The 11,578-nt window shown below is 34.4% G+C and carries 13 protein-coding genes; 5 read left to right on the forward strand and 8 right to left on the reverse strand.

The window, feature by feature from the left end; translation table 11 throughout:
* Positions 1-615: 615 nt before the first annotated feature.
* The 4 genes from E0H94_RS17935 to E0H94_RS17950 form a co-directional block, all read right to left on the reverse strand.
* Entirely contained in the window at positions 616-1,281 is a 666-nt protein-coding gene (locus tag E0H94_RS17935) for a winged helix-turn-helix domain-containing protein (protein WP_131327729.1), read from the reverse strand.
* A gap of 341 nt (positions 1,282-1,622) precedes the next feature.
* Entirely contained in the window at positions 1,623-2,195 is a 573-nt protein-coding gene (locus E0H94_RS19020) for a hypothetical protein (protein WP_131327730.1), read from the reverse strand.
* Positions 2,196-2,243: 48 nt separating this feature from the next.
* Positions 2,244-2,459: a hypothetical protein gene (locus tag E0H94_RS17945; RefSeq protein ID WP_131327731.1), complete on the reverse strand. Its 216-nt coding sequence runs from the start codon at positions 2,457-2,459 to the stop codon at positions 2,244-2,246.
* Between the two features lie 57 nt (positions 2,460-2,516).
* Positions 2,517-2,825 carry a hypothetical protein gene (locus tag E0H94_RS17950; RefSeq protein ID WP_131327732.1) on the reverse strand — a complete coding sequence of 103 codons (309 nt, stop codon included), beginning with the start codon at positions 2,823-2,825 and terminating at the stop codon, positions 2,517-2,519.
* Between the two features lie 172 nt (positions 2,826-2,997).
* On the opposite strand from E0H94_RS17950, the gene E0H94_RS17955 reads away from it, so the two are divergent.
* The 5 genes from E0H94_RS17955 (at position 2,998) to E0H94_RS18955 (ending at position 7,811) form a co-directional block, all read left to right on the forward strand.
* Positions 2,998-3,201, forward strand: a complete 204-nt coding sequence (locus E0H94_RS17955) for a hypothetical protein (RefSeq protein ID WP_131327733.1) — start codon at positions 2,998-3,000, stop codon at positions 3,199-3,201.
* 191 nt (positions 3,202-3,392) lie between these two features.
* Positions 3,393-3,998 (forward strand): recombinase family protein, encoded by a 606-nt coding sequence (locus tag E0H94_RS17960; RefSeq protein ID WP_131327734.1) that lies wholly within the window; start codon positions 3,393-3,395, stop codon positions 3,996-3,998.
* Between the two features lie 407 nt (positions 3,999-4,405).
* Positions 4,406-6,253: a restriction endonuclease subunit M gene (locus E0H94_RS17965; RefSeq protein ID WP_131327735.1), complete on the forward strand. Its 1,848-nt coding sequence runs from the start codon at positions 4,406-4,408 to the stop codon at positions 6,251-6,253.
* Positions 6,250-7,047 (forward strand): restriction endonuclease subunit S, encoded by a 798-nt coding sequence (locus E0H94_RS17970; RefSeq protein WP_165495635.1) that lies wholly within the window; start codon positions 6,250-6,252, stop codon positions 7,045-7,047. Before E0H94_RS17965 ends, E0H94_RS17970 begins: the two co-directional genes overlap by 4 nt.
* 638 nt (positions 7,048-7,685) lie before the next feature.
* Positions 7,686-7,811, forward strand: coding sequence for a hypothetical protein (locus tag E0H94_RS18955; RefSeq protein WP_261503490.1), 126 nt, complete (start codon positions 7,686-7,688; stop codon positions 7,809-7,811).
* A gap of 93 nt (positions 7,812-7,904) precedes the next feature.
* Here E0H94_RS18955 and E0H94_RS17975 read toward each other — a convergent pair whose 3' ends face one another.
* From E0H94_RS17975 to repM, 4 genes are all read right to left on the reverse strand, one after another.
* A complete protein-coding gene (locus tag E0H94_RS17975) occupies positions 7,905-8,951 on the reverse strand; it encodes a hypothetical protein (protein ID WP_131327737.1) in 1,047 nt (348 codons plus the stop codon).
* Between the two features lie 125 nt (positions 8,952-9,076).
* Positions 9,077-9,517 (reverse strand): GNAT family N-acetyltransferase, encoded by a 441-nt coding sequence (locus E0H94_RS17980; RefSeq protein ID WP_131327738.1) that lies wholly within the window; start codon positions 9,515-9,517, stop codon positions 9,077-9,079.
* A 203-nt stretch (positions 9,518-9,720) separates the two neighbouring features.
* Positions 9,721-10,266 carry a plasmid replication DNA-binding protein gene (locus E0H94_RS17985; protein WP_131327739.1) on the reverse strand — a complete coding sequence of 182 codons (546 nt, stop codon included), beginning with the start codon at positions 10,264-10,266 and terminating at the stop codon, positions 9,721-9,723.
* A gap of 67 nt (positions 10,267-10,333) precedes the next feature.
* Complete coding sequence (gene repM, locus E0H94_RS17990) at positions 10,334-11,248, reverse strand: replication initiation protein RepM (protein WP_131327740.1); 915 nt, start codon at positions 11,246-11,248, stop codon at positions 10,334-10,336.
* Between the last annotated feature and the right edge of the window lie 330 nt (positions 11,249-11,578).

The raw sequence follows: 11,578 nt of genomic DNA on the forward strand, positions 1-11,578 counted from the left end.
TTTTCATATGACGAGTTATATTTTTAATTCGTTAAGACGAGGTTATATTACAAACTCGCTTAATGCAAGGTAAACCTCGTTTTAATGCAAGGTAAACCTCGTTTTAATGCAAGGTAAACCTCGTTTTAATGCAAGGTAAACCTCGTTTTAACTATGCTAGAAGTATTGAAAACAAAGGCTCTTAGTATGCCTAAAAGTATTTAAAAACTTTAAAAACAATTAAAAGCCAAAGACAGGAAAAATTGCCCTTGGTTTTCGCTATGCTCAAACTCTATTGAATCTCGCTTTCGCTCGATTCGTCGGGGCAATTTTTTGGTCAATATTCTCGTGAATTTGAGAAAAAGCAAAAGCAAGATCAAAAGCAACTCGGAATTCGCTCCGCTCATAAAGCTTTTTTACTCGCTATGCTCGATCTAGGCTCAAATTTCTGCATGTGATTTGCGCTTATTTAGGCTTCACAGCCTAAAAAGCTGTTTTTCAGAGAGTCTACGTGCGAATTTTGGATGATCACTCGTAGACACTCGTTCTGTTACTTACAACATGACTTTAAAAGGTGCTGCATCTGAATAGAAAAAGAGGAGCATGTCTGTATGACGCAACCTCCTCTAGAACCTGCTACATCAAACCTAACTCTTTAAACTTCTCAATTCTTCTTTTTAATGTACTTACACTGATGCCAGCACGGTCAGCTAAATCTTTTTGAGACAGGTTAAGGCCTGACTTCAGTAATATCAGTAACTCTCGATCACTAGATTTTTTCACTAAATTGACATCAACCGTTTCAGATAATTTGTTTTCAGCATCTTTCTGTTTACGCAAGGCTTTATATTCAGCAATCAGCATATCCTTTTGTTGTTGGATCTTCGCTTCAAGAATACATTTCAAAACTTGCTGTAAGGTTTTCGTATTTCGGATAGTCCGTTTACCAAGATACTTTCCTTTCACTAAACTTTGTTGAATTGGGTGTTCTGCATAAAGCTTAAATAAGCTAGGTCCTCTACTGAATACATCATATTTGTGATTAGAGCAGAAGGTGAAGTCTTCTGTGTCTAGTGTACTTTGAATTTTCTTGAGGCAAGCTCTTGTGCTTGTAGAATCATCAACTTCTTCTTCCAGCACTTTGACGTACATGATTTGAGACAGTGCATAAAGTTTTTTATTTTTCTCAGGATCGGTAACTAATTGTGCTTGTATCTTTCGCTGTTCCCATAGGAGTCTTGTAATTTGACTGCGGTTGCTAGCAAGTGCGTGTTGGAGTATTTTGGTATTTTTCTCTGACATTAATTTTCCTTTAAATAATTGGGGAAGTTATTATATATTTTTTTGTTTTAATAAACTTTAGTTTATTCAGGAAAATAATTAAAAATTAGTTCATTTTGAGCTAATCGTATAGAGCGCACTCTTATCTGAATACAGTTTAAAGTTGGTGTATGAAATTGGAGTAGCACATGTACAGAGTATTAAACTCTAATTTGTAAGCACCATTAGAATGCTAAGTTCTAAACTGACACCAGATTACATTATTAAATTAGAGTAAGTGTTAGGGGGCAGAACCTCTCCCTAAAGAAGAAAGATGCTAAAAGGGTAAGGATTAGAAATCCCCTTAGTTGAAAGTGCTATACCTACAGTTCTTTATATTGCTTAAGCATTTTATTAAAGTGTTCACTAAATCGACTAAGATCGATTTCATTATCTACATCGTATGTGTAAGGCCATTCTTGATAACGGGTATAAGCTGTTTTTCCTTTTTTTAGCTTTTCAATTACGTTTAGGGGATTCGGAATTTCCCCTTCGTAGCCATATATTGCAGAGCCATTATCAATTCTTAAACCAGCTTTTGTGTTAGGGTAATGATCATTACCAACGTCTACACTGTATTTTCCATTTATTAGAAAGACCGATAGATCACCTGAATGCATGGAACAAACTTTTTTATTATCAAAAGGTTTCTTGTAGCAGGTCACCCACCATTTTTTTAAATCAGCTTCTATAGCGTCATCTGAATAGTAGGTTTTTTTATCTACTTTTAAGTGGGTATATTTTGACGTCCTATTCATTAGCAGAGTAGTAGAATTACTATCCGTTAATTCATAAATTGTAGGTTGTTCTTTTTGAGTTGATGTTAACGGTTCTTCTTGTGCTTGCAAGGACAACGAAGATAATGCACAAAATACTACTAAAACTAATTTCTTCACTTTCTGTTCCCCCATTTATGTTTAACAATGGTTGGTTAATTTAAGTTTTTAAAACTTGTACCCAAAAGTACTAAGGCATTTTTCTATTTCTGCCAGTTGTTCAGGTGAAACGTTGTCATTAGGTTTATTTACATCTACTCCTGCTGATCTCATACACCCTTTAACTATCATCTCTTTTTTATCTTTTGCTGATAGCTGAGATGATGAAGAGTTTCCACAAGCTGTAACCAAGCAAGCAATAGTTAATATACTTAAAATTTTCATAAAGTAAGTTCGTTATATAGATTAGGTTTAATTTGTAAGTAAATGAAAAATAGTAAATTAATCAAACATATTAATATTGAAGTCGCATTTTTCTCTGATTTTAAGATCAGCACTTTCTCCCGTAGATAAGGTAGGGTAAGAACCTATATCCTGATAATATTTAACCCCTTTTTCTATGCAAGAATTAAGTGCTACTTCTTCTTTCGCTTTTTCTAGTTGTCTATCTGAATCACTCTTTGAAGAGCTACAGGCTGTAAGTCCTAAAATGCATAATGTAACAAGTATATTTTTAAGCATATTTATTAATTTTCCGATCGGTGTTACTAATTGGTTGATGTTTATATATTTATCAAATGCAATTAGCAAGGTGTTTAGACCGATGTACGCGAACAGAATTAATTTAGCAGGGTAATCCTGCCCGTTGGTTCACGTAGATATGCTTCTGTATCATCTACTAAGCAAAAGCCTTGCCAGATGACAGGGCTTTTCTGTAGATATAATATGGCTAAAACTACACAACAATTATGAGGGTAATAAAATGGGAGAATGGAGTGAGTACTTCGAAGACTTTCCAGAAGAGGATATGGGTAACTATCGAAATGGTGTTTTCGATCCTGAGTTAGCAAGAAGAAGACATCCTGATAATTACGTATCTACATACGTTTCTCCAAAAGAGGCACAGTTAAGAAAAGAACAGCATGAAATTCTCATGCGCTTAAAGGGTATTGATACTAAAAAGTAAATTGAATGAAGCTTGCCATGTGCAAGCTTTTTTATGCCTTAGAACCTTTCATTGCACTATAGTACTTTCAGAAAATTTCCATGTAAGAAAATTCTTATCACAGAACTATCATTTGTGATTAAAAGATAGATTTTATACCTAATTATCGTTACACTATTAATATTGAGTCTAAATAATAATTCGAGGGTAACATGACAGTTCGCATCTATGTGAGAGCAAGCACAAAAGAACAAGACGCAGAACGTGCATTACCAGACTTGGTTAAGTTCGCTAAAGAGTATGGCGATACTCAAGCCCATTACAGTGATAATTATTCAGGTACAAAGTTAGAGCGTAAAGACTTAAACCGTTTATTAGAGGAAGCTCAACAAGGTGACGTACTGCTAGTGGAGTCGGTAGATCGCCTATCAAGACTTAAGCAAGATGACTTTGCTATCTTGAAGCAACGTATCAAGGACAAGGGACTTCGTTTAGTCGTTGCTGACCTACCAACAACACACGCCAAGTTTAATGACGACATGTCAGGTCAGATTATGAAAGTTATCAACGATATGTTGATCGACCTCCTAGCAACTATGGCACAACTGGATAATGACAAACGTATTGAGAGAATCAAGCAAGGTCTAGAACGCTCAGGTTATAAACCAACAGGCAAGAAAGCGGACACTGCCAAGCATGATCGTATTATCGAACTAAACAAGAAAGGTTTAACCAAAGAGGAAATAGCAAAGGCTGTAGGCTGTGGGGTGGCAACTGTTTACCGAGTATTAGACAAAGCTAAGGGACAGGCGGTTTAGACCTCCTTTGATATTTTAAAATTATAAATACTTTGAATGGTACTGGTATCCGCTTGGTTAAGCACCGCGTACATACCGCAGTGATATTTTCTTAGAAGTTAGACATACCTGTTCTCCGCTCACGACCTGTATTAAAAATAAGTAGTAATTTATTCAATGAATCCTTATAGCACCTGAAAGTAACAGTGATTTGTATCAATAAGAAAACAATATTTAGATCAGTGGGATAAGGTGTGCTCTGAAGTGCCTTTTTTCATTTCGTAGATGAGATTTTATGTTAAATTATGAAAAAAATACACTTAATGTGTATTTTTAAAATCCCTATTCTTTAAACCTTAAATCAATGATATATTGCTTAAACACTAAATTTTAACATTTTACACTTATTGTGTAATATTTGAGAAAGCATGATTTTAAATAACTTTTATCTTATTGAACCAAATGATTGGTATTTTCAGACTAGCCCAGACGTAATTGAAGCGAAAAGACGTGCTCAGGAATATTTTTCTACATATGGTAGTTATGAACGAGCAGAGTACTCTATTGAAGAATTTGTTCGCCAGTGGGTTTTAAAGGAGCTTATCACTTCTTATAGCTATCCAATAAGTTGGTTTGGTGAAAAAATAGTTATTGAAGAAACTATCCCAATGGGAGTTGCTAGAAAGCAGGTTGATATTGCTATTAAGAATGATATAGGGAAACCATTTATCCTTATTGAAACCAAAAACTATAGTACTTCTACTGAAGATTTTATTTACGCTCAAGGTCAGTTAGAAAGTTATTTAGCTGCTACACATTATGCAACTATCGGTTTAGTTACTGATGGTAAAACGACTAAAGTATTGCGTAAGAAAATCGATCCTAATGATTTTGACTATATTCCAGATATTCCTGAATATGGTTTAGAAAATACAGTTAAAACAAAATTAGTTAGAGAAATTGATCCATCTTTATTACATGAAGGACGAGATACAGGCTTAACTCCGATAGATGCAACTTATGAAAGAGTACTATCAGAGAGTCATAATTTAATTCGAGATATTGATGGATTACATGATGATGAAGCATTAGATGAAATATGTAAGGTTATTTACACTAAGATTTATGATGAACGTCAAACTTGTAAACAACCTGCTGGTACGCCTTTTAGATTTCAGGTTTTCGGTGCTGCTAACGCCTCAGAAGTAGCTTCAAATATCCGTGGTTTATACGATGAGGCTAAACAGTCCGATATTGAGATATATTCTAAAAGGATTCCAGAATATGCACGTTCTCGTGGGGTCTTTAAGGCTAATATCCGCTTAAGTGACCAAGCTTTATTTAAAGTAGTCGAGAGCTTACAAGAATTTTCTTTAATTGATAGTGATACTGATATTAAAGGGCGAGCTTTCCAAAAAATATTAGCCTCAGCTATTCGAGCAGGGATGGGGCAATATTTCACTCCAGATCCTATTGCAGAATTAGCTGTAAAAGTAGTTAGTCCAACTGCTAGTGATATGGTGCTAGATCCCTTCTGTGGTTCTGGACACTTTTTATCTAAAACTTTGAACTATGTTTTACAGGATGAAAATTTAACTGAATATGCTCAGCATGAAGTTAAGTTTTTCCACTTACATGGAATTGAAAAATCAGATCGAATGGTACGTATCGCAATGACAGATATGTTATTGCATGATGATGGACATACTAATATTCGTAATCAAGATGCTCTTTTAAGTTTCGAAAACTATCCAGATATTGTTGCAATAGATGAAACATCGGAAGAACTAAACCCAGCTGTTTTTGATGTTGTTTTAACAAATCCTCCTTTTGGTAGCATCATGCGCCAAGAAACAATGAATATCATTGGTCGCTTTAGTTTGGGAAGTGGTAAAAAATCATTACCTTTAGAAATTATAGGTTTAGAACGTAGCCTACAGTTTCTGAAACCAGACGGTAAATTAGCAATTGTATTACCTGAACATATTATGAAAGGTAAATCCACAGCCTTTGTTCGAGATTGGCTATCTGAGATTGCAGCTACTAAAGCTATTTTCTTTTTCCCTGAAGAAGCCTTTACTCCTTATGGGGCGATGGTTAAAACATGTCTATGCGTATTCCAAAAGTATGGTGAAAAGTGTCGTCCTAGTGATGATGAAGTGACCTTCTTATGTGAAGTTGAAAATTTAGGTTATGACGCGACAGGTCGATATAAAAATGGATCTGAAATCGACTCAGCAGTAGAAGCATTCAAACAAAATCAGGAATGGGCATGAAAACTTTAGTTATTGAAAAAGAAAAATTACTAGCAGCTAAGCGTTGGGACATAGATTTCCACTTGCCAGCTGAAGGAATACAAAAATATCCTCCGACCTTATTGAAGAAAGTAAAAGATGTTGCCCAAATTCGAAAAGAAAAACGTGATCCACGTCTAGAGCCTGAAGAAGCATTCAAATACATAGATATTTCTTGCATCGATGTACAAACTGGATTGGTTAACAACCATCAAGACTTATTAGGTGAAGAAGCACCATCTAGAGCAAGAAAAGTAGTTTCTGCATACGATATTCTTATATCTACATGTAGACCTACGAGGGGTGCAATTGCTGTAGTTCCAATAGGCTTTCATAATGAAGTGGCATCAACGGGTTTTTCTGTTCTAAAGGCTAAGGATGGAGTTAATCCATTTTATTTATTTTTTGCTTTACGGTTAGATTCTACTTTAGAGCAATTTAGGAAATTTAGTACAGGTTCTAGCTATCCTGCAATTTTAGATGAAGATGTATTAAATACCTTTATCCCTGTTCCTTCGTTAGATGAGCAAAATAGAATAGCTAAAGAGGTATTCCTACAAATTAAGAAAAGAGAGGATATGATAAATGCTGCTAATCGCCTTTTGAAAGAACAATTTAATGCGATTGAAGGTTTTTTAAGTGGTGACAAGTCTGTAGAATTTTCAGAAGAAGCATCAGAATATGAAGAAAGCTTTATTTATGATCATATACAAAGTTTAAAATCTGAGTTATCGATTTTAAAAACTACGCAAACGATAAAGGAAAATGCTTCTTGATATTGAAGTATTCCTAAAATTAACAGAATACGGATTATCCGAAATCATTTAGACAATAAAAAAGCCCAACATCCTGTTGGGCTTTTTCGTATCGGTGATTTAGGTATAACTCCTGTCGTACCTCACGTCCTGGTGTTGCACTTATCATTATTGTTTTATGTGTTGGAACATCCTGTTCTCTATGTCCCCATCATATGAAAATTCGCAGGGATGCCATAGACGCAATGGTCCCTAATTCATGTCAGCCTGAGCTTACAACATTGCTCAAAACTTACCCCAAGGTTTATCCGCAGAAATTGCGGATAGTTTCGGGACTGGATGTATTGAGTTATCAGGGGAAAAGCGAAATTTGAGTGTTTTTTGATCGATTTTATTGGCTGAAAGTGACAAATTCGTTCAATAAAAAGCCGATTTGTTTCAAAATCGGCTTTTTCTGCATTTTTTGATTGGTTTGAAATTTTTAAGTGATTGATATTTAAATTAATATACAAGTGTACTTCGTATAACCGCCATTATGTTAAATGACGCTTTTCTTTTGATTAAAAAATGTACTTTTCTGGGCTTTTTCAGGCAAGATGCATGTTTTTTTGAAGCCATACTCTCCTTGTCAGATGTTCAAACATTTTAAGGAGAAAGCAATGACACAAACAGCTAATGATCAACGATCTGTAGTGAAAAATCCTAATAATATTCAACATACACAGAATCAGGATAACCGTAGCAGACAATTGAATCCTAATCATAAATCAACGAAAGCAAAATAAGGATGGAGACTATGAGCACAGCAGGTTGGCCAAGTACTACAGGTAATCCTTCAGGCGGTGGACGCGACAATAATCCACCTCGAAAATAGAGATTTATTGATCTTGTAATATCAATTCGGAAGGCCAAATATATTTGCCTTCCGAAGGGTATTTCGTCAGAAATGCTTTCCATATCACGAGCAAATCTTCTGATGTGGCTAAAGCAGAAATACTAGCTGTTTTTTGAACATGCTTATAATAAAAGTCTTGCCAAAAATATATTAGCCATAGACCACTTATGGCATTAATACTTTCAAACCACTTATCTTCTGGCAGTTTATTTTTTAAAAATAAATAATTTTCTTCTGATACTTGCTCATAAATTTCATCATTGAACCCACCCTCACCATAAGGGATCCTCAGGAGCTTATACACTTCATTCAAGTAACATAGCCTTTTATTCTCTCTTACTTTTTTAATTAGTTGTGTGAACTCTTTAATTTGCTCATCTTCGAGTGAAGGATCTAGCCATTGCTGAAAGCCATTAGTCGGAGGAATATTATTCAGAATTTCGACTTTAAATCCTTTTTTTGCCTCAAACTTTGAATTTATCTCTAGGATAAATAAAAGAAAATCTGTAAAAGTTTTTGCTGGAAAGTAAGGTCGTTTATTTTTGAACTTAAACTTTAATGCTTGGTTTAGTGAGATTGATTTGAATTTCCATTTTCTAGAAACTAAGTGGTCTAAGTGAATCAAAATTAGTATTATATTGATGCCAGGATTTTTAAGCATTTCATGACTCATAATATATTTTAAGTCATTGGTAAAGTTAAAATTATTTACTAAAAAATCATGTAGTTTATTTACATCTTCATCTAAAAAATTATTTTTTTCTAATTCTGAAAATAGCTTTATATGCTCATTCCAATAAAAAAAATCGTTATTTTTGATTGGGTATAGTTCTAAAATTTTTAAGCAGTATGCAAAATTAAAATTTTCTTCATCTATAGCTAAAGAGGTTGCTGAATTAAGTACTGAAAACCCCATTTTTGAAGCGAATTCTGATTTAATTTTAACTTTAGCTATTTCGTCATTTTTAAATGGAACATTAGTAAATTTTTTCTCAATTTTATCTAGTTTCTTAGCAAGGTTTTTATCCATATTCTTCAGTATTAAAGAATAGAATGATAGAAGGTTCATGTATGTCCTAATTTTTTAAAATATCTAAAATTAACATAATACGGATTATGCGAAATGCGGACGTTGAAGTCTGCATTTTTTATTTTTTAAACTAGATTTTTTCGATATTGAATAAAGCCAGTATTTATCGCTACTTGATCATATAAAATTCTTGCTTGATAGTTTGTTTCTTGAGTTAACCAATAGACTCGAGAACAATTTTTTTTATGAGCTTCAGCATATACCGCTTCTATCAAACTTTTACCACAGCCTTTAGCACGATTATCTGTTTGTACAAATAGGTCTTGAAGGTAGCAATAATTACCTTTTGTCCAGGTGCTACGATGAAAAATATAGTGCACTAGACCAATTAGTTTCTTATCTACTTCTAGTACAAAACACCCCATTTCTTCACTTTCATCAATTAGACGATCAAAAGTTAATTTAGAAAGTTCTGATGTTAAACTCACTTTATAGAAGTCCTGATATCCTTTCCAAAGACTTAACCAGTTCTCATAATCTTGTTTTAAAAGTTTTCTTACTTGCATGACCCTCTCTCTTTAAATTTCCTAAAATTAACATAATGCACGTTATACGAAATTGACTTATTTTTGTGATATAAATCAACTCGATAGTCCCCTGATCTCGGCCCAATATCTCCACATTGGGCTTTTTTATGCACTTTTCATGTTCAACGCTTATTTTTTAAGCAAAGTTTCACGTCTTTATTTAGTCACCGTGAACAAGCCCCTTAGCCATTTGGTAAGAAAAACCGACTCCAGAAGCCTCTTTTTTCTGGTTCGATCTCAACCTGTTCAGGGATTGGAATACGTTTAGGTTCGGCAGTAGTCAATCCGTCATGCTTCGTGTCAGTGGTACTTGATTCGGGTTGTACTGGAGCAGTATTTGATTGAGGTGGTTCTTGATCGGTAAACGTAGTCATATTGGCTTTTGGGGCTTCTAGTAGACGCTGCATTGCTTCAATTTGTTCTTGATAGAAAGACTCTCGCTCTAAAGATCGATTTTCTCTAAGTAGCGCCTGATTTAATTGCTTTTCAAGCAAGTCAACTTGACGTTTGAGCAAGTCAACTTCTGTTAACTTTTGACTGTCAATTGATTGACTTTTATTGACACTACCCTCTTTTTTTTGTGGTTCGCCAAATACTCTTAAAGCTTCTGAGAAATCAATTAAGCCATCTGCTCCCTTTGATAAATTTCCTTTATTGATATGAGCATATATTGCTTGTCTGGAAAACCCATATAGTTTTGCTAACTCTGAAACTGATAGTTTTTTCATAGTGTAAACGAGTTGTCAATTTGTGTTAATACTTCACTGTCAACTTTACATTGTCAATTGACACTGTTCATTGAAAGCCAACTTTTCTAAGTAATGGAGTGAACTCTTTTACTTTCTCAGGATCTTGCAGCATATCAGCTATACGCACAGCGAATTGTTCATAGCTTTCCGTACCGAGTGAAAGCTTGCCCATCTCAGGAAGCTCTGACAACTTACCTGCAAACAAGTAACGTTGAGCATCTGTGAGTACTATTGGCTCATCTTTCTTCTGAGCTATACTTTTTGTTGCTGACTTTTTTTGTTTAAAGTTGAATGAGAATCCTGTAATTGATCTACCAGTCTTGTGCTGCTCAACTTTAACAGTAATATCGGTATGCTGATTTACTTGTTTTAGAGCAATATCTAAGACATATTTTTTAAAGTCGTACATCCGTTTATATTCGGTATCGAGAACACCTATCTTATTTCTGAAATCATGTAGGTCTATAAGAGGCGTTTGTCCAGTGCTACGCCATGCAATCAAAATTTCATATAAACGGACGGCATAGGCACTGCTAAGATTACTAATTTGTTGTATTTCATACTTTGTAAATTGTTCTTCTAGCCTTGTAATTAAAGGCACAATAGCTGGAGAAAAAATAAGTCTAACAACAGCTTCATTGTCAATATAGGCAACCTCGCTTACCCATCTTGACTTGTGGTTAATAACATTGCCTTTTTCGCTAAGGCTTTGATAGCTGAATTGTCTTGCAAATAGATCATCACAAGCATCTTTTAATGCCTGATAAGCTGTATTTCGATGTACACCAAACTGATTGATATAACTCTCAGCATGAACTGTTAATGGATCATTGGCATTGATTCCTTTCCCAGATTCTCTTGCTTCAACTATCGCTAAAAGTATTAATCGCTGTTCGACTAAATCAAGGTTATAACTGGCATTAATCAAGGCATTATCTTTAACTATTAATTCTGTTTTCATATGACGAGTTATATTTTTAATTCGTTAAGACGAGGTTATATTACAAACTCGCTTAATGCAAGGTAAACCTCGTTTTAATGCAAGGTAAACCTCGTTTTAATGCAAGGTAAACCTCGTTTTAATGCAAGGTAAACCTCGTTTTAACTATGCTAGAAGTATTGAAAACAAAGGCTCTTAGTATGCCTAAAAGTATTTAAAAACTTTAAAAACAATTAAAAGCCAAAGACAGGAAAAATTGCCCTTGGTTTTCGCTATGCTCAAACTCTATTGAATCTCGCTTTCGCTCGATTCGTCGGGGCAATTTTTTGGTCAATATTCTCGTGAATTTGA

This window comes from Acinetobacter sp. ANC 4173, from assembly GCF_004331255.1.
Lineage (GTDB): Bacteria > Pseudomonadota > Gammaproteobacteria > Pseudomonadales > Moraxellaceae > Acinetobacter.